Below are 18,757 nucleotides of genomic sequence, written 5' to 3' on the forward strand. Positions count from 1 at the left end.
TTGTTACAAAAAGTGGACTTTAAATACTGAGCCCTTATTTTCTTCGCTTTCTACCTCTATTCTTCCGCCCATTGCCTCGATCTGGTTGCGGGTAATGAAGAGACCAATTCCCTTGGCATCCTTGTTGGGGTGGAAGGTTTTGTACATACCAAAAAGCTTGTCTTTGTGGAGATGTAGATTGATGCCAAGGCCGTTGTCGGCTACCTCCAGAACAGTATAATTTTTTTCACGGTAGGCCGTTAGATGCACTTCCGGCCTACGGTCCGGATGGCTGTATTTAATAGCATTGGACAGCAAATTTAAAAGAATGCTCTCCATATACGCTGCATTGTAATTTATTACAATGTCCCTGGGGATGTTAATTACTATGTGGGCATTTTTTGAGGAAATGTTTGCTGTCAATACCTCTCTTGTTTTCTCCGCATAGCTGTGCAAGTTGATATTTTGCCGTTGCAGGTCGATGGAGGTTTGAACCATCACCACTTCGTTGAGGTGGTGGATGGTTTCGCTTAGTTTCTCTGATATCGTTCTGATGTGGGCAAGCATTTCCTTCCGTTCGTCGTCATCCTCAGCGACATCGTACATCTTGAACATCATTTCAAAGTTGCCCGAATGTGACCTGAGATTGTGCGATACGATGTGCGCAAAGTTGAGCAGCCTTCTGTTTTGTTCACCAATAATGTCAATTGTGCTTTTTAATGCTTCTTCTTTCTCTTTGGCCTGGGAAATGTCGGAGTGTGTGCCGATGATTCTTAAAGGCTTGCCACCCTCGTCTCTTCTGGTCACTTTTCCCCTGTCAAGCACCCACTTGTACTCTCCGTTTTTGCACAGCACCCGGTACTCTGTGGAGTAGGTTTCAGCCTTCCCCTGCAGGTGCTCGTCCAGGTTCTTTTGATACGTTGGAACATCATCGGCGTGGATCAGCTTGGCCCAGCCTTCCGGAGCGTTTCTCACCTCGTGGCTAGCGTATCCCAGCATTTTCTTAGATTTTGGCGAAATGAAAATGGAACCCTTTGCCAAGTCCCAATCCCAGGCTCCATCGCCTGCTCCCTCAAGGGCAAACTGCCACCTCTCCTCACTTTCAGCCAATGCCAGCCTGGCTTTCGTCATCTGACTGATGTCGGTGGCAACACACAAAAACCCAACTATTTTGCTGTGTTCGTCGGTAATGGCCGTTACAACAAGTTGCACCGGAAAAGTGGCGCCGTCCTTTCTTGAGTAGGTCCATTCCCGGGTGTCGTGTTTTCCCTTTCTGGCCATTTCTACAAGCGCATCGAAGCCTTCCACCTCTTTTCCTAGTCGGGCTGTTAATTGCTTCTCACGCAATTTAATTTCTTCCCTCACATGGAAGATGGTCAGATTTTCTTTGCCCACCACCTCGTCGGCTTTATACCCAAGCAGGTTCTCAGAGCCCTTGCTGAAATGTGATATGAGGCCGTCAACACGTGTGCTGATGATTGATATTTGACTACCTGCATTTAAAATGCCCTGAAGATCCTTATTTGTCTTGAGCAGCTCTTGTTCGATTTTCTTTCGGTCGGTTACGTCGGCCATGTACCCGTGCCAAATCACGCTATCGTCGTGTTGCTTCTCGGGCGTGGCACGTCCACTGATCCACCTTTCACCTTTTGAGGGTAGTACAACCCTGAAATCCATTTTCCAGGGGTTTAGGCTTGTGTACGAATTGAGCATCGACTGAATGAACTCGTCGAGGTCCTCAGCGTGTATTCTGTCAAGCACGCTGGCCGCATCAGCTCTTACTTCCTCAGGAGTATGTTCAAAGATATCCCAAAGTCCATCACTGGCGTATGGAAATCGGGAGAGGCCGTTGTCCAGGTATTGGTATTGATAAACGACTCCGTGGACATGTTCTGTGAGCTTCCTGAGCAACGGATGGCTTGCACTACTCAGGCCAGGCCTGTTGATTGCTACATAGCCGATCATTTTTTCAGCTTCTCCTGAGTCGTTCCAGGCCACTGTCTCCATTTGAATTTCGAAAGTAATGAGTTCCCCCAGTGCCGTGATGCCCTGAAGCACTGTAGATATTATATCGCCCTGCTTTTTTCGACTGGCTTCTGCCCGCAGTTCAATAAAAGACTGAAAGTCAGTAACCGAAAGTATCGTTTTCCAAAACTCCCCTTCTTCCCTGCTGAAAGGGTGTTGCAAGGAGAATGCTTCGGCAAGACTTTTACTTATATTTTCCTGGCGACTGCGAATATCCCACTCCCAAAATCCCGCAAACGGGCCTGCATTCGTTACAATTCGGTTAGTCTTAGAAGGCATCTGGTATCCTCTTGTCGTTGACGCATAAATGTTAATAAAGCCAGTTTGTAAGAGCCTTTACAAATGACGGCTGAATAGCTGGGTGAGATGTGAAAATGAAAGAAATACAAATTCACTATATTTCTTACTCACTAACATAAACTAATTTTATGGACATTTCTGCATTGAACTGGTTAGCAATTGTGGCAGCCACAGTCGTAACCTTTGTTGTTGGCTTTGTTTGGTACAATCCAAAAGTTTTTGGTACAGCCTGGATGAAGGAGTCGGGCATGACCGAAGAGAAAGCGAAAAGCGGTAATATGGGTAAAGTGTTTGGTTCAGCTTTTGTCATGAGCTTTATCCTCATATTCAATATGGCCATGATGTTCGGAACCGAAATCGGAGCCACCGATGGCGCCTTGTACGGTTTTTTGACAGGCTTTGGGTTTGTTGCTATGGGCATTGGCGTTAATGCGATGTACGAGCAGAAATCCTTTAAGTATATCATTATCAATGGAGGTTATTGGATGGTGTCTCTGGCTATTTCGGGCTACATTCTTGGTGCCTGGCATTGAGGCCAACCCTCAGTCTTCTTTTTTATAGAGATCGCCTGTTTTCTTCACGACGTCATGAATAATTTCGTCGAGTTGCTTACTTACCGTGTCGACCTTTCTCACTATGTCTAAATTTTGCGGGTCATTCATGTTGGTCCAATCGAAAATATTCATCAAGCCCATAATAGTGGCCACCGGGCCTCTTATTTTATGCGAATGCAACCAGGCGATCTCTGTCAATTGTTCGTTTTGAATTTCGAGGCGCTTTTGAGTTTCTATCGACTCTGTGATATTCCAAAACACTCCCTGAAGGCCTTCAATGCTCCCATCCCTTCCTTTGATCGGGATTTTGATTGTTTCAATGTAGATGTGCTCTCCTGTTTTCAGGTCAATATTAGGTTCAACAGAATGCAGGGCGATGCCGCTGGAGATCACTTCCTTATCATCTTTTTCATATTTGTCAGCAAGCTCCTTTGGGTACAGGTCGTGGTTTGTTTTTCCCAGTAGCTCCGACTCTTCCATCTTTACATTTTGAACCAGGGTCTTATTTACATAGGTTATTTTTCCTTCCTTGTTTTTTCTCCATACGCTGATGGGTAGATTATTAACCAGAGAATGATACAGGTCGTCGCTTTCATCTGAACTTTGCCTGTTTGTATCGCTAGCTGTCTGCTTTTTTTGGATCGGGTCATTGATTGGCACCTGGTAGGTAATATACCGGATGATCTCACCAGTTGCTGTGAGGTCGGGTACTATGGTGGTGTCCAGCCAATAGTGCGTGCTGTCTTTCGATAAATTGCATATTTCCCCTTTCCAAACCTTGCCTTTGCTGACGGTGTTCCACAAGTCTTTGTAGAAATCTTCACCATGAGTTGCTGACTTCAGAATATTGTAAGACCTCCCGATTAATTCGTTTCTCTCATAACCTGACACACGACAGAAGAAGTCATTAACTGACGAGATAATACTTTCCGGGTCGGATACCGAAACGGCACAGAATTTATCAAGAGATCTTTGGTAATATTCGTCCATCTATTCCAGAAAAGAGAGTCGTTGATCAAAGCTCACTGAATATAGGGTAAATATGACTCAATCTGAAATACCTTTGAGTCCACGCTGATATTTGTTGTCATTTAGTCAAACAAGGTCTGTCCGTTGCTGGCTTGAGCAGCAATCGTAGCTAATTGATTTATTTCCTGGTAAGTATTTCTTTCTTCCGACAGTGGCGGGAGTTCTTGTAACGAAAAGAACCCAACCTCCAAGGATTCATGACCTTTTAGATCGAATGAGCCGCCTGTGACAGTTCCAAGAAAGAAGAGCTTATACACATAGAAGGGCGATGGGGGATGCTGGTGCAGGGAGTTGTCAAATACCGCCAGCAGTCTTTCAATTTTCACATCCAATCCTGTTTCCTCTCTTACCTCCTTCACCGCTACTGCCGATGGTGTGTAGCCAATGTCGGCCCAGCCTCCGGGCAGCGCCCAGCGGCCGTCCGCTTTTTCTTTGATAAGCAAAACCTGGTCGTTCTTCAGAACTATTGTTCTTACATCCACTTTGGGGGTGATATAGCTTTCTTCATTTGCATGGAGAACCGTTATTCTCTCGATGGGCATGTCAGATATGCCTGCAATAAGCTGGTCTACTATGGAAACAATCTCCTCGTATCGTTCACGGTCGTACTCCGAATTCCTAAAATTGATTCCAATCTGCGAAAGTGCTTTTATTCGGAGTAGGTTGTCAAAAATGTTCGCCTGGTCTACCATGACTGCACCTTTCTGAAATGTAGCCTTCTCACCCTCCCGCCAAACACCTGAAAACCAGAAATGCCGTCGGCCGTGGTGGTAAACAATATCCTCCCCAGAAACCACTCACCACCTGCAAACAAGTTGCCCGCAATGGGCTGCAACTCAACCGGGCCGTGCCTGAGACTGCTCATGAAAAGCTGTTCATCTTTCACAACTACTTCATACATCATCTGGAGTTCGTCGCTGAAATAGGTGCCAGTGTAGTTGCCCAGCGGAAGTCGCTCCGTCTTAATTTTCTCCAGTGGCTGCCCATTTATCGACAATGTTGTTCCCTTTTGTTTTAGCAAAAGTGTTGGATCTTCGCTGGCGAAAAACTCTCCTTCTGAATCTGCCGCCACCATGGTGTATTCAAAAGCCCCATCAATGGATAATTTCATAGGGTTATCATCACTCCCAAGTTCGTAAATCCGTGTGGGGGACGAAACATAAGCTCCTGCCAGGCGCTGATACCGATCCGAAGACGGTAGTTCTTCAGTCTTTTCATCAGAAAGGTAATAATCATCCGTCAAAAAGGCCTTTGCCACTTTTTCGGCATACCCATACCTGTCGAACCCGGCGTAATTACTTAAAATAACCAGGCCAAAATCTTTTGTAGGGAAGCGCATTGTCATCGCTCTGAAGCCTGCCCACGACCCTGTATGCGTAATCACCGGCAGGTCACCCGACTCTTCGAACCAAACGCCGTAAGCGTAGTGAATGCTGTCGCCATTGGTTAGTACACCTCTTTCGTGGAGGCGATTAACCGCAGGGTTGTCTGACGGGTTTTTCGATAGAAACATCAGCCACTGGGCCAGGTCTTCGACAGTGGAAACCATGCTCGAAGAGCCCATAGCAGTGGTGGTGTTGGCATAGCTGCCATAGGTGGCCGAATCGACTTTGTAGTAGCTTTGGGCCTTTCCAGCAATGACGCTGTGGATGTCGTTGTTGAATAGGCTGTTTTTCATCCCAAGAGGTTCGAAAACCACCTTGTTTATATATGAATGAAACGGTTCCTCAGCGACCCTGCTTACCAATTCCGCCAGCAACACATAACCTGTGTTGGTATATGAATATTCGGCGCCTGGTTCATAGTTGAGGTCTTTTTGGGCAAAAGCCATTCGCAGTATTTGTTCGTAGGTAAGCTCATCCTCCATGCTCCAGCCCGCCACAGCCAGTGTTTGTGGCCAGTCTCTAAGGCCACTGGTGTGATGAATGAGCTGGTCGATGGTAATGTGGTGGGGAAAGTCATTCAATTCAGGAAAGTACATTTTTATGTCGTCGGTGAGTGCGATCTTTCCCTGTTCCAGCAATAGCGCCGCAGCATAGGCTGTAAATTGCTTGGAGACTGACGCTATGTCGAAGGTAGTTGATGTGGTGATGGGAACATTGTTTTCGACATTGGCGAGGCCATAGCCTTTTTGAAAAACAACCTTGCCCCCCTGAAAGACAGCAACAGCACAGCCTGGTGATGCTTCGTTTTGGGATTCTGCAAAAATGGCATCTAGCTCACTTTCGAACTTATTTACCTGTTGCGGGTTTTCAATAGGGCTGCAACAATAAAAGATGTAAACGAGCACTAAACCGAGAAAGGATTGTTTCATTACAAGGGGGATTTGAGAGGAGAAGTAAGGAAAAAAATGGCACCTTTTAAAGTAGCGTTGATTTGATTGGTAGGGAATGGTTTTAGGATTAGTTTTGCAGCACTTAGCTCATCATATTTCCCATCAACTATTGTTTTAGAATTTTCAGCATTTGTAGCAATGGCATTTAGTTTTTTTAAGAAGTCGTCAAAAGAGAAAAAAAAAGACAGCAGGTACCTGACACTTAAAGTCCATCAGGTTCGAAGGGAAACTAACGATGCGGTGAGTCTTGTTTTTGAAAACCCGGAAGGCGGGTTGAATTACCAGGCAGGCCAATTTGTGACGCTCATACTTACTATTGACGGGAAGAAGATTCGGAGGGCTTATTCTCTTTGCAGTAGCCCGTTTCTGGATGAACTGCCCGCCGTTACGGTGAAGAAAGTAGAGGGAGGCAGCATGTCTACTTATGTCAATACTGTGACCAGGGTTGGCGATGAAATAGAGGTTATGGAGCCGATGGGGCATTTTGTGACCCCTATTGATGAAAATAGAAAGCGCCATTTGGTGATGATTGGAGGAGGCAGCGGCATCACGCCACTGATGTCCATCGCAAAATCGGTTTTGTTCAAAGAACCTCTTTCCACAGTTTGGCTAGTTTACTGCAATCGTGATAAAGACTCGATCATTTTTAAGGCCGAGCTGGAGGAAATGGGGGCTGCATATGGGGAACGGCTGAAGGTGATACACGTATTGGAAAAGCCGTCAGCGGAAGTTGAAAGTCTTGAGGGGCTACTTACCGTTGAAAAAGTGGAGCAAATCCTAAACAACCTGCCTGCGTTTGATTTCAGGGAAGCTGAGTTTTTCACGTGTGGCCCGGCGCCAATGATGGATATCGCTGTGGATGGATTGACCAAATTGGGAGTCGCTGCAGACGCTATCAAAAGAGAAAGCTTTACCGCAGGAGAGACATCTCCCGCTGAGATTGTCGATAGAACCGGGCAAAGCTTGCCCGTTAAAATCATTCTCGACGGACAGGAGCACACATTTGACGTTCCATCAGGCAAAACGATTTTGGAGACGGGTCTTAGTCTCGATATTGACATGCCATATTCTTGCCAAAGTGGCTTGTGCACTGCGTGCCGGGGCAAATTGCTTTCAGGGGAAGTGAAGATGGATGAGGACGATGGCCTGTCAGCTTCTGAAAAAGGGGAAGGGTATGTTCTTTGTTGTGTGGGGCATCCCATCACAAGTGACGTTGTGATAGAAATAGGATAATTACCTATCGTAACTTAAATAGACCATTTACACCAAAAGTCACTGATGATTTTTGTTAAAAAGTGAAAAATGCGATGTTTCATGCGCCATCTTTTGACTGAACGCAACTTCATAATTGATTTTTTCCTTTCAAATAGCTTATTAACCGATCAGCTCCACATTAAAGCTGGAGGGTGTCTGGTTTTTATTCTCACTTGAATAACGCTCACAGAAACTCCTTTGCACCTTTGAGATTTTAAGGCTACATTCCTACTAAGAAACCTGAACCGTATGCAATTGAAGCGCTGCCTGGATAGTCTATCTCCTTTATTTCTAATCATTTTTGTAGTCGTTGTTGGCAGTTGCTCTAACAAAGAGCAGCCCAATACTCCCCCACCCAAGCCTGTGCTTAATTTTGGGATTTCTATAGACAAGAAATTCGTCGATGGGCCTTTTGACGGTAGAATATTGCTAGTCATTGCCAAGACAAACGACCCCGAACCACGCTTCCAAATCTCTGATGGGCCTTCATCTCAAATGATTTTTGGAATTACGGTGGATCAGCTTCAGGCTGGCACTGAAGTTGTCATTGACTCGTCAGTCTTCGGGTATCCCATTCAAAGTATCAAGAACATCCCTCCAGGTGATTATTATATCCAGGGATTTTTGAATAAGTATACCACCTTCAATCTGGCCAACGGACATACCGTGAAGCTTCATATGGATCAGGGGGAAGGGCAGCAGTGGGCTTCGTCACCGAAAAATCTTTTTAGTACCCCTCAAAAGGTTACCATTAATCCCGCTATCGGAGGTAATTTCAAGATTTCACTTACCAATGAGATACCGCCCATTCCCGATCCGGTCGATACCAAGTACATCAAACATGTGAAGATTGAGAGTAAGCTACTGTCTGAGTTTTGGGGTAGGCCAATGTATCTGGGTGCCAATATTCTTCTACCGCATGACTGGGACAAGCAGCCCGATGCGAGGTATCCACTGATGATATTTCATGGGCATTTCCCCTATACTTTTGGTGGGTTCAGTGAGACGCCTCCTGATCCTAACTTGAAGCCTGACTATAGCGAAAGGTTTAAAATAGAGGGGTACAATAAGATTGTGCAGGAAGAGGCATATGATCTCTACAAACAGTGGACCGGACCGAGATTTCCCCGGTATATTGCTATTGAAATTCAACACCAGAATCCGTACTACGATGATTCCTACGCTGTGAACTCAGCCAATTTGGGGCCTTACGGCGATGCCATTACTTATGAGCTGCTTCCCTATATCGAAGAGCAGTTTAACGGGATTGGTGAGGGCTGGGGGCGGTTCTTGTATGGCGGCTCCACTGGCGGCTGGGAAGCGCTTGCGGCTCAGGTTTTCTACCCTGACGAATACAACGGTTGTTTTGCTGCTTGTCCCGATCCTATCGACTTTCGTGCTTATACAGTAGTCAATTTGTATGAAGACGAGAACGCCTATTACCTTGATAATGATTACAATAAAACGCCGAGACCCGGGCACCGGGATTATCTCGGTCATGTGCAAAGCACCATTCAGGAGTCGAACCACAAGGAGCTCGTGATTGGCGGCAGGGAGAGCCGGTCGGGTGACCAGTGGGACATTTGGCAGGCAGTATATTCGCCGACGGGTGCCAATGGATATCCCCGCCCGATTTGGGACAAAATGACTGGCGTGATTGACAAAGAGGTGGCTAACTATTGGAAAGAGAATTATGACCTCAGCCATATCATGCAAAGGGACTGGGCTAAGATTGGCAAAAAGCTCGAAGGCAAAGTGCATATCTACTGCGGAGACATGGACAATTACTATCTGAACAACGCAGTTTACATGGCAGAAGAGTTTCTGGAGAGCACCACCGACCCATATTATGGCGGGGAGGTAGACTATGGTGACCGGGCCGAGCACTGTTGGAACGGTGATCATGAAAACCCCAACTACATCAGCCGACTGAGATACAACACAATGTACCTGCCCAAAATAAAGGAAAGGCTGCGTAAGACTAAGCCGAGAGGTTTCAGGCTCATTAACTGGGGTATCTGATCGGCCACTTCGGCTGGGCTGACCAAAAATTTCAACTCTGGTGTTGCGCTGGCAGAATTGTATACTGCGTATAAGCTAATTTGTTATAAATTTGCCTTAATCAACAAACACCTATAAATGGACGTTATTTCCGAACTCAACTACATCGCTATTTTTTTTGCCGTTTTGATTGGCCAGAGTTTGGAGTTGCTGTGGTTTAGCAGAGGGCTTTTCGGGTATTTTTGGGCCAAAGACATCGGGCTTGGTGCAGAAGGAGTTGCTTCACGTGATAAAAAGTACGGTTTTTTAACTGGCTTTTTTCTGAGTTTATGTACCTCAGTTCTTTTGTCAATACTTATTCATGCAGAGCATGGTACCAGCGCTTTTGAAGGGGTGCTCCTTGGGTTTCTGGCTGCCGCCTTTGTGGCAGTTGCGCAAGCCATCAATTTTGTATACGAAACCCGCCCAATACGCTTCTACCTCATTTCTGTGGGATACTGCCTTGTGGCCTACCCGTTGATGGGGCTGGTGCTGGGCTATTGGATGTAAATCCCGCCTTTGTCCATTTCGAGACATTCTTGATTTAGCGTCCTTAGTATATTTAGACCTAAAACGAACAAGAATGTCATTGATCCAGCGCTTTATTGCATTCAGCACATTGTCCGCATTGATGATTTCGTGCATAGGCACCGATCTGGTTGAGGACACCGTGAGCAGCGTCGAAATCTTTTCGCCTCAGGCATTTCTTAACGTCAATGAAAGCCTCCAGATGACTGCTAGCGGTGTAAATGAATTCGGAGATCGATTCGATGTGTCCACTACATGGCAGTCGTCTGACCCAACTGTGGCCACAGTTGACTTGAATGGGATCGTTTTTGGTGTTGCCAGGGGGCAGGTGACAATTACTGCCAGTTACGGGGGGCAGGCATCAAAAGGTCTGCAGCTCAATGTTATTGACCTGGCCAATGAGGTGGCCTACATCAAAATAACCGGTGAGGCTATGCGGGTGGAAGCTGGTGAATCTGTCGACCTGAATGCTTTTGTCTACAATTCGGCTGACGTTACCATCGATGATATAGAGGTGACCTGGTCATCCACTGATCCCGCTATCGCTTCCGTTGACAATGAGGGGCTGGTGTTGGGCGTGGCTGACGGCACAACAAACATTATTGCCTCGGCCGATGGCGTCAATAGTGAGCCTTACCAAATAATCGTCGGTGGAGAATTTGGGGTACGAACCGGCAGCTTCGTCGGTAAGGGGGGCTACAATGTAAGCGGCGATGTGAGGGTAAGTATCCTTGACAGCAATGCCTTGCAGGTGAGTTTACAGGATAATTTTAATTCCAATAATGGCCCTGGCTTGTTTGTCTACCTTTCTAATCAGGACAACTCGGTGGCCGGTGGAAAAGAGCTGGCTGCGTTGGCTAGCACCACAGGGCCCAGCAGCTACCGGGCCGACGGCGTTGCTATAGACGACTACAAATATGTGATTATACTGTGCAAACCGTTCAATGTTGTCTTCGGTTTGGCCGAGCTGAATTAATAAATATGAAACATTTCCTCTTGCTCATTACCGGACTTGCTTTGTCTGCCAATTCCCTGGCAGGCGGAGGTTGGACATCTAAAAAAGGACATGGCTACTTTAAGCTGGAAGAGCGCTGGATCATCGCCAACCAGTTTTTTGACAAGGAGGGCAATGTAGTGCCGATTACGACCTCTTCGATCTATCTCACCAACTTTTACGGAGAGTATGGCATCACGGATCGCATTGATATCATTGGTACCGTGCCGCTGATTGCCAGAAATGTGTTGAACGAGCGCCAATTCACCCTGAGTGGCCGCACCGAACCCGGCGATGCAGTTACTTCACTGGGCGACATGCTGGTGGGCGCTAAATACGGTATCATTCAAGACAAGGCTTTTGTGCTGGCAGCTGGCGTCTATTTTGGACTGCCAACGGGTAATCCGGGAGGTGGCAATACCATGCTTTTGCAAACTGGAGATGGTGAATTTAACCAGCTGGTTAGGCTTGAGGGAGGGGTGTCGCTTTATCCATTGCCGGCTTATGCCACTTTTGGAGTTGGTTTGAACAACCGAACGAAGGGTTTCTCAGAAGAGTTTCATTACAATGCCGAGATTGGCTACACGATTAAAGAAAAGGTGCTCGTCTCTGCCATGATCAGAAGTGTTTCTTCCTTTTTCAATGGTGACGCCCCTGATGCCGTTAATGGTATTTTTTCTAACAACACAGAATATTTTGCCTACGGCCCTCAAGTCGCCTATCTGCACAAGGGAGGAAAAATGGGTGCAAGCTTGGCTGTTGATTATGCTTTGTCAGGAAAAAACGTTCTGGCCCGACCTGCCTGGAGTGTGGGGATCTTTTTTAAGCCATAGAAGGCATTTGCTTTATACAATTGCATCTTCCAAAAAGTCAATAAAGTTTCCAGAGATTGGCTAAATGTCACACTATCATTATTTTGCAGCTTAATTGATAGTCAAATGAAGAAACCAGCCACTCTACCGAGTATTTTTTTATGCTTTATATTTCTTTCTGTCACCCATTTTGGGCAAGCGCAAGAGGAGGACGAAGCGCCAAAATTTGACCTCGAAAAACTGGGGAAAGAATTGAATACGGGCCACCATGAGTCCGGCCCTATTATTTCGCCTGACGGAAATACGCTGTACTGGGTGGTGTCTAACAGTCCTGAAAACACCTACGGAGAAGACGGCTCGCAGGACATTTGGTACTCGACCAGGGATGCCGATGGAAACTGGACGCAAGCTGTGCATGCAGGCCCTCCTTTCAATATCCATAAGTTCAATAAGGTGCTGGGAATTACCACCGACGGGAACACACTAATGCTTAATGGCGGAGCCAGAAAGAACGAGCCTGGTTTTTCCATTGTGAGGCGATCAGGAAGTGGGTGGTCGGCACCAACACAGGTGAATATCCCCAACTACGACAGCATGAACAAGGGCTTGTTTTCGGGCAGTTTCATGAGCAACGATGCCAAGGTGGTCATTATGTATTTTACAGAAAGAGTAAAAGGCAAATACAGTGACTTGTATATCAGCTTCGACAAGGGAGGCAAGTGGACGCCGCCAGCGAAAATGCCTGAGGGGATTAATACTGTTTACGATGAGTTTGGACCGTTTCTGGCAGCTGATGGCGTTACCTTATACTTTGCGAGCAACAGACCTGGGGGATTTGGCAGCACTGATATCTATATGGCCAAACGCCTGGATGATACCTGGATGAAATGGTCGAAGCCGGTCAACCTCGGCGAGCCGGTGAACACCAAAGGTTTTGATGCTTACTTCTCCATCAGTGGCGACGGGCAAAATGCTTTTACTACAAGGTCGTACACAACCCAGGATGGTGGCAGCCTCGATATTTTCGGTCTGGTGCCTGCCAAGGCCGAACCGGAGCCTGAGCCCGAACCAGAACCTGAGCCAATCATTATGCTTACTGGCATTGTCATGTCGAGCAAAGACCGGACGCCCATTTCGGGTGCAGTGGTTGGTTACCAATCTGCGCAATCCGACGACGGGTTTGTGGAAAGTGGAGAAGGAGATGGCTTTTATGAGGTGGAGCTTCCTCATGAGGGCAATTTCAAGCTGGAAGTAAAGGCAGAGGGCTTTCTTTCAGCGAACGACGAAATTAATGTGGCGTATGACGGGCTGGAAAGGTACTACGACAAGCCCTTTTACCTCGATCCGATTGAAGTAGGCACTAAGGTGCGTTTGGAAAAAGTATTTTTTGATACTAACAAGACCATTTTACGCCCTGAGTCTTTTGAAGAGCTTGACAAGGTGGTAGATTTTATGAACGAGAACCCGACCATTACCATCGAAATTGGCGGGCATACCGACGATGTGGGCAGCGATGACTACAACAAGAATTTGTCGCAGGGCAGGGCAGAGGCCGTGCGCCAGTATGTGGTAGACAACGGCATCGATCCCAACCGCATCACCGCCCTGGGCTACGGCGAAAGCCAGCCAGAGGTGCCGAACACCTCAGCAGAAAACCGTCAGACGAACAGGAGGGTGGAGTTCAAGGTGTTGGAGAATTAGATGGGCTACGTTTTGACCAACTAGCTGGGGGGTGACTACTACCCTTTTGGCCTCGCTTTTAACTCGTATCAGTCGGGGCTGAAGAATGACTATCTGTACAACGGAAAGGAGCTGCAAGAAGACCTCGATCTCAACCTTTATGACTACGGTGCTCGCTTTTATGATCCAGCACTTGGCCGGATGAGTACTACAGATCCTTTGGCAGATCAAAGAGATTGGCTGAGTCCATATAACTATGTTCAGAATAATCCCTTGCTTAGAGTTGATCCAGACGGAAGGCTCGATGTAATAGACATCGAGAAAGGGACGGGAAAGATGTCTGTCACCGAGGCAAAGGGTGATGATGTCGTTAGATTAATAGATGTAACAGGAAAGGTTCACGACAGCTATACATATGGAACAAATGGTTCCTTTAAGTCAGAAACCACCGTAGAAGAAGTTGACCACGGAACAAATGTGACATTTGCTCAACGTGATGCTGGAAGCCCAGATAAAGCTGAGAAGTTCTACAAATTTGCTGCTCAGTCAGGAGTTGAATACGCTAAATTAGATGTCAAGTCTCCTTCTGGGAGGATAGAATCAACAGTAACTACTTCACATGGCCAGCGAATTGTGAAAACAATCACTCAATTGGTGGCGGACTATACAAAGAAAGGATTTGAAGGAATTAAACTATCACACTCTCATCCAAGCGGGAATAGCATACCTAGCGGGCATTATGGTGAAGAAACTGGGAATCCATATAGTTTAATGCCGGTTCCGAAAAATAGTGTACATGATAGAGGTGATTCTAAAAGTGCTCGAGAAATGAGAAGGCGACCTGGTTTTGGTAATACAAAATTTGAAGTTTACAATCCAAGGAGTGGAAAGGTTACATCATACGACGGAGTACATAGGGCGATAATCGAGAAATAGTGACTAGAAGACTTATAGTATTGTGCCTTTTAATCGGGTGCCATTTGAAAAATGAAAAGCCGTTGAGCTATTCGCTTGAATGTGTTCTTGATGCTTACACATCGGTATCTCCTTGGACTAGTGGTCGGGAAATCTTTATTAGTGATATGAAGGGTTGGACTGACACTACATCTATAGTCAGAATCTTGAAAATCAATAGCGGTGAAATTTCAACTGGCAAGGTTTTTTTTTCTAATTATAAAGACATTGGTATCTACATGGAATATGGAGAACTGCAAGCAGATGAAGTCATTCATGAGTTTCAGGAAGTCAGCCTCTCACTACCAAACAATTTGACATGGCAACTAGTCGAACTTGATAATAATGGAGAGGAGAAATGGCAACCAGACGATGAATACGATGAGTTGCAGTTTTCATATAATCCTCAAAAGCAATGTATCGAGAAGATAATTATGGGGGAAGAAACCCTAGTGCAAAAGCTAAAATCTGATTGTCGCTTCTGCCAGTAGCAAACATTGATGCGATGCCGCTGGCTCGTACCATTAGCTACAAAAACAAAGGCCCACTACCCCACCGGCAAGGGCTTTTTACTTCCACGGCTTCGCCGCCCCAATCTCGAGCAGGTAGTCGGAAAGGTTTTTACCTTCGTGTATCACCTCAGCTAAATAACGAGCATACCTATCCCGTCTTTCCTTCTGTGTTTGTAAAGCTACCAGTGAGCCTTCCGGGCAGAACTTCTTGGCCTTGGCACGGGCACTTTTGGCTAGCCTAAGCTGGTAAGGCACGTCAGCTGTTAGCTCTGGGGCATTAATGCGTGCCAGACGTACCTTCTCTTCTTTCTTCACATAGAAGCCCAGGTCTACTTCTACTAAAAGAGTGTCTCCGTCAATCCAGCGCATTACTTTGGCTTTATACTCATACATGCCACTACATTTTTAAGGAGAGAAAGACAATCAACACAAAGCCCCAATCATTACCAAATGGTTGAAAGCCCATAACCTTCGAGAAGTGCAGTACCTGCTCATAGGTATTTCAGTCGTTCGGAGGGCTATTTACAGAATAGCATAGCCTGTTCCATACGACGGGAGACGCTAAAAGAAGAGATTAATCAATATCATCCACTCAAAACGGATCAAATCATGCAAGTAAATCGTTATTTTGTGGGAAGAAGGAACATAGATATGAATATAGAAGCCAGAAAACTGCGGATTATCGAAGCTTTTAGCTCAATGAAAGATATTGGTAAAATCAATCAAATAGAATCTCTTGTGCTTCCCAAGCCCACTTTTGAAGAAAGGAAGGCTATGCTGGATACCCTGTCGGGTTCATGGACGAATGAAGAAGCAGAAGATGTTAAAAAGGTAATAGAAGATGGTTGTGAAAAAATCGACACAAGTGAGTGGTAGGTTTTTGGTAGATACTAATGTCGTAGTTGATTTTTTCAAGGGTGATCAGACAATTAGAATGAAACTTGCAGAAGGAGAGATTTTTCTGCCTTCTATCGTGATCGGTGAGTTGTATTTTGGGGCTTATGCTTCAGGCGTAGTTGCCAATAAGAAAAAACGCTTGAAACAGATAGCCTATTTTTTAGATAATTATCCAGTGCTTGAAGTAAGTGAAACGACTGCTCATCACTATGGCGGCATTAAGTCACAGCTCAAATCTTTGAAACCCATTCCTGAAAACGATGTCTGGATTGCTGCACTGGCAATAGAGCATGATATTGCATTGGTTACGGCTGATCAACACTTTAGTCACATCAAGGAACTGGAAACGGTAGCTTGGTAACTCCACTCCGAAATCCCCAACGTTTCGTTGGGCTTACTGCCTCCACGTCACAGGTAAATCGGCGTGCTGTCCAGCCGGGCAGCAGGTAAGTCGCCAGCCCCCGGCCCCCGAGTCCGAGCAGCAAAGCCAGACAATAGCAGCGAACGCTGGTGCGAGTTTGAACCCGGTTGGGGAACCCTGACGGAGTCTCGTACCAATAGGCATAAAGAAACCCCTTACTCATCGGTGAGGGCTCTTTTACTTCCACGGCTTAGCCCGGCTGGAAGCCGCCCCAATCTCCAGCAGGGAATCAGAAAGGTTTTCACCATCATGCACCACCTCGACTAAATACCGAGCATACCTATCCCGCCTTTCCTTCTGAGTTTGTAAAACCACCAGAGAACCTTCCGGGCAGAACTTCTTAGCCTTGGCCCGGGCACGGCCGGTTAGGACTTTTGGCTGGACGCCCCCGGCCAAGCGCAGCTGGTAGCATGCGAACCGGCCAGGGCATCAGCAGCCGGCTCCAGGGTGTTTATGAGGGCCTGGCGCACCTACTTTGCTTCCTTTACACACTACCCAGGTAGCTTCTACCAGAAGGGTGTCTTGTTAAGCTTTGCGGAATGACTGAAGGGGGGCACTAACAAGTTTCATCTGTTCGGATAAATCAATAATGAAAGCAAATCGTTAACTTTAGAGTATAAAAACATGAATCGAATGGACATTGCAGTAAAGTACAAGATCATATCAGAAATCATTAGCAGCAACGATGACGAGATTTTGAACGCTGTTAAGTCCCTTTTGAAGATTGAAGACGAAGTGGATTTTTGGGATGAACTGAGTGCGGAAGATCAAGCAGCAATTAATGAAGGGTTGGAGCAGTTGGATAAAGGGCAATATGTATCCCATCAGTCAGTCCGTGAAGAAATCAAAAACCGCTTTAACTTCTAGAATTGGCTTTGGAAGTTCGCTATTCTCTTCGTGCCAGGCATGAGGAAATAGAATTGCTGGAATACATTATTCAGAAGTTTGGACGAAAGAAAGCAAAAGAGATTTATGATCGGATAGAAAGAGTGCTTGCCCAGATCTCGAAAATGCCAGAGATGTATCGTGCATCCAATAAGCAAAAAGGGCTGAGGAAATGTGTCTTTAGTAGACAAACCAGCATTTATTACCGCATCAAGGATGATTATATAGAAGTTGTGAGCTTTAGACCTAATCGAAAAGACCCAAAGCAGTTTAAGGCATAATAAATCCACTCCGAAATCCCCAACGTTTCGTAGGGCTTACTGCCCCCACCTCACAGGTAAATCGGCGTGCTGTCCAGCCGGGCAGCAGGTGAGTCGCCAGCCAGTCCAGGCCCCCCCGAGTCCGTGCAGCAAAGCCAGACAATAGCAGCGAACGCTGGTGCGAGTTTGAACCCGGTTGGGGAACCCGGACGGAGTCTCGTACCAATAGGCATAAAGAAAGCCCTTACTCATCGGTGAGGGCTCTTTTACTTCCACGGCTTAGCCCGGGTGGAAGCCGCCCCTATTTCCAGCAGGTAATCAGAGAGGTTTTCACCATTTCGTAGTACCTCAGCCAGGTAGCGGGCGTAGCGGTCTCGTTTTTACTTCTGTGTTTGTAAAACCACTAGCGAACCTTCGGGGCGGAACTTTTGCCCAAGCGCAGCTGGTAGGATGCGACCCGGCCAGGGCGTTTGCGGTAAGCTCTGGGGCATTAATGCGAGCCAGGCGCACCTTCTTCTTCACATAGAAGCCCAGGTCTACTTCTACTAAAAGTGTGTCACAGGCAGGGATTTGCCGACTAGAAAGGGTTGAGCAAGGGAATTTATTAACATCATCCACTCTAAACGGATCAAATCATACAAATAAATCGTTATTTTGTGAGAAAGCTTCTATTTATGAGCGACACGCAAATACAAAAACTGGAATTACTTGAATGGATGGCTTCATTGGAAGATAAGTCCTTGATCGGTGAGCTGATTAAATGGAAAGAGGAACATCAGCGCATCAGTATAGAACAATACAATGCGGAAATAGAAGAAGCTGATGCACAAATCGAAGCAGGAGATTATCTAACCCATGAAGAAGCTGTAAAGGAAATCCGTTCATGGAGAGAAAAGTAGTCTGGAATAAACGACCTTCCAGCTCATTGAACAAAGCCTTGAAAAGGATTAGTGAGGACTCGTATCTTCAGGCTGAACGAGTGGAAGAGGCCATATTAGCGACATTGGAATTGGCCAGGCAAAACCCTGAAAGATACCCGCCGGATAAGTTTAAGAAGGAGAATCAGGGAAGTTATCGGGTTTTTGAAACCCATAGTTATCGCATAGCTTACCGGTTTACAGACACACAAGTCAGGGTATTAAGAATCAGGCATGTAAGGCAGGAACCAAAGCCCTACTAACCACTAACCTGCTCCGAAATCTCCATCGCTTCGTTCGGCTTATCGCCTTCACCCCACAGGTAAATTGGCGTGCTGTCCAGCCGGGCAGCAGGTAAGTAGCCAGCCCGTCACGGCACCC

The 18,757-nt window shown here is 46.3% G+C and carries 21 protein-coding genes; 15 read left to right on the top strand and 6 right to left on the bottom strand.

Annotated elements, in window-relative coordinates; all coding sequences use genetic code 11:
* Nucleotides 1-3: 3 nt before the first annotated feature.
* Entirely contained in the window at nucleotides 4-2,283 is a 2,280-nt protein-coding gene (locus GC130_RS08315) for a PAS domain-containing protein (protein WP_151997833.1), read from the bottom strand.
* A gap of 149 nt (nucleotides 2,284-2,432) precedes the next feature.
* Here GC130_RS08315 and GC130_RS08320 point away from each other — a divergent pair, with 149 nt between their 5' ends.
* Entirely contained in the window at nucleotides 2,433-2,837 is a 405-nt protein-coding gene (locus GC130_RS08320) for a DUF1761 domain-containing protein (protein ID WP_151997834.1), read from the top strand.
* Between the two features lie 9 nt (nucleotides 2,838-2,846).
* Here GC130_RS08320 and GC130_RS08325 read toward each other — a convergent pair whose 3' ends face one another.
* From GC130_RS08325 to GC130_RS08335, 3 genes are all read right to left on the bottom strand, one after another.
* Nucleotides 2,847-3,848 (bottom strand): PAS domain-containing protein, encoded by a 1,002-nt coding sequence (locus GC130_RS08325; RefSeq protein WP_151997835.1) that lies wholly within the window; start codon nucleotides 3,846-3,848, stop codon nucleotides 2,847-2,849.
* Nucleotides 3,849-3,949: 101 nt separating this feature from the next.
* Nucleotides 3,950-4,579 (bottom strand): NUDIX hydrolase N-terminal domain-containing protein, encoded by a 630-nt coding sequence (locus GC130_RS08330; RefSeq protein ID WP_151997836.1) that lies wholly within the window; start codon nucleotides 4,577-4,579, stop codon nucleotides 3,950-3,952.
* Nucleotides 4,573-6,201 carry a serine hydrolase gene (locus GC130_RS08335; RefSeq protein ID WP_151997837.1) on the bottom strand — a complete coding sequence of 543 codons (1,629 nt, stop codon included), beginning with the start codon at nucleotides 6,199-6,201 and terminating at the stop codon, nucleotides 4,573-4,575. The genes GC130_RS08330 and GC130_RS08335 overlap by 7 nt, the downstream gene beginning before the upstream one ends.
* Nucleotides 6,202-6,360: 159 nt before the next feature.
* Here GC130_RS08335 and GC130_RS08340 point away from each other — a divergent pair, with 159 nt between their 5' ends.
* The 8 genes from GC130_RS08340 (at nucleotide 6,361) to GC130_RS08375 (ending at nucleotide 14,975) form a co-directional block, all read left to right on the top strand.
* A complete protein-coding gene (locus GC130_RS08340; RefSeq protein WP_151997838.1) occupies nucleotides 6,361-7,455 on the top strand; it encodes a ferredoxin--NADP reductase in 1,095 nt (364 codons plus the stop codon).
* A 270-nt stretch (nucleotides 7,456-7,725) separates the two neighbouring features.
* Nucleotides 7,726-9,498 carry an alpha/beta hydrolase-fold protein gene (locus tag GC130_RS08345; protein WP_151997839.1) on the top strand — a complete coding sequence of 591 codons (1,773 nt, stop codon included), beginning with the start codon at nucleotides 7,726-7,728 and terminating at the stop codon, nucleotides 9,496-9,498.
* 117 nt (nucleotides 9,499-9,615) lie between these two features.
* A complete protein-coding gene (locus GC130_RS08350; protein WP_151997840.1) occupies nucleotides 9,616-10,026 on the top strand; it encodes a DUF1761 domain-containing protein in 411 nt (136 codons plus the stop codon).
* A gap of 73 nt (nucleotides 10,027-10,099) precedes the next feature.
* Nucleotides 10,100-11,020: a DM13 domain-containing protein gene (locus GC130_RS08355; RefSeq protein WP_151997841.1), complete on the top strand. Its 921-nt coding sequence runs from the start codon at nucleotides 10,100-10,102 to the stop codon at nucleotides 11,018-11,020.
* 5 nt (nucleotides 11,021-11,025) lie between these two features.
* Nucleotides 11,026-11,871 carry a transporter gene (locus GC130_RS08360; RefSeq protein WP_151997842.1) on the top strand — a complete coding sequence of 282 codons (846 nt, stop codon included), beginning with the start codon at nucleotides 11,026-11,028 and terminating at the stop codon, nucleotides 11,869-11,871.
* Nucleotides 11,872-11,976: 105 nt separating this feature from the next.
* Complete coding sequence (locus GC130_RS08365) at nucleotides 11,977-13,551, top strand: OmpA family protein (protein ID WP_151997843.1); 1,575 nt, start codon at nucleotides 11,977-11,979, stop codon at nucleotides 13,549-13,551.
* Nucleotides 13,552-13,575: 24 nt separating this feature from the next.
* On the top strand, nucleotides 13,576-14,466 hold the full coding sequence (locus GC130_RS28855; protein ID WP_226940421.1) for an RHS repeat-associated core domain-containing protein: 891 nt from the start codon (nucleotides 13,576-13,578) through the stop codon (nucleotides 14,464-14,466).
* Between the two features lie 44 nt (nucleotides 14,467-14,510).
* Nucleotides 14,511-14,975 (top strand): hypothetical protein, encoded by a 465-nt coding sequence (locus GC130_RS08375; protein WP_151997844.1) that lies wholly within the window; start codon nucleotides 14,511-14,513, stop codon nucleotides 14,973-14,975.
* A 78-nt stretch (nucleotides 14,976-15,053) separates the two neighbouring features.
* Here GC130_RS08375 and GC130_RS08380 read toward each other — a convergent pair whose 3' ends face one another.
* Nucleotides 15,054-15,389, bottom strand: a complete 336-nt coding sequence (locus GC130_RS08380; RefSeq protein WP_151997845.1) for a thermonuclease family protein — start codon at nucleotides 15,387-15,389, stop codon at nucleotides 15,054-15,056.
* A gap of 216 nt (nucleotides 15,390-15,605) precedes the next feature.
* Between GC130_RS08380 and GC130_RS08385 the strand changes: the two genes are divergently transcribed.
* Entirely contained in the window at nucleotides 15,606-15,872 is a 267-nt protein-coding gene (locus GC130_RS08385; protein WP_151997846.1) for a hypothetical protein, read from the top strand.
* Nucleotides 15,844-16,254, top strand: coding sequence for a type II toxin-antitoxin system VapC family toxin (locus GC130_RS08390; RefSeq protein ID WP_201568278.1), 411 nt, complete (start codon nucleotides 15,844-15,846; stop codon nucleotides 16,252-16,254). The genes GC130_RS08385 and GC130_RS08390 overlap by 29 nt, the downstream gene beginning before the upstream one ends.
* Nucleotides 16,255-16,491: 237 nt before the next feature.
* Here the strand turns inward: GC130_RS08390 and GC130_RS29210 are convergent, their stop codons facing one another.
* Complete coding sequence (locus tag GC130_RS29210) at nucleotides 16,492-16,710, bottom strand: thermonuclease family protein (RefSeq protein WP_193217809.1); 219 nt, start codon at nucleotides 16,708-16,710, stop codon at nucleotides 16,492-16,494.
* A gap of 237 nt (nucleotides 16,711-16,947) precedes the next feature.
* Between GC130_RS29210 and GC130_RS08400 the strand changes: the two genes are divergently transcribed.
* From GC130_RS08400 to GC130_RS08420, 4 genes are all read left to right on the top strand, one after another.
* Complete coding sequence (locus GC130_RS08400) at nucleotides 16,948-17,181, top strand: hypothetical protein (RefSeq protein WP_151997847.1); 234 nt, start codon at nucleotides 16,948-16,950, stop codon at nucleotides 17,179-17,181.
* Nucleotides 17,182-17,183: 2 nt separating this feature from the next.
* Nucleotides 17,184-17,480, top strand: a complete 297-nt coding sequence (locus GC130_RS08405; protein WP_151997848.1) for a type II toxin-antitoxin system RelE/ParE family toxin — start codon at nucleotides 17,184-17,186, stop codon at nucleotides 17,478-17,480.
* A 635-nt stretch (nucleotides 17,481-18,115) separates the two neighbouring features.
* Entirely contained in the window at nucleotides 18,116-18,358 is a 243-nt protein-coding gene (locus GC130_RS08415) for a hypothetical protein (RefSeq protein WP_151997849.1), read from the top strand.
* Nucleotides 18,343-18,639, top strand: coding sequence for a type II toxin-antitoxin system RelE/ParE family toxin (locus GC130_RS08420; RefSeq protein ID WP_151997850.1), 297 nt, complete (start codon nucleotides 18,343-18,345; stop codon nucleotides 18,637-18,639). Before GC130_RS08415 ends, GC130_RS08420 begins: the two co-directional genes overlap by 16 nt.
* Nucleotides 18,640-18,757 lie beyond the last annotated feature (118 nt).

Source organism: Imperialibacter sp. EC-SDR9, assembly GCF_902498805.1.
GTDB lineage: Bacteria > Bacteroidota > Bacteroidia > Cytophagales > Cyclobacteriaceae > Imperialibacter.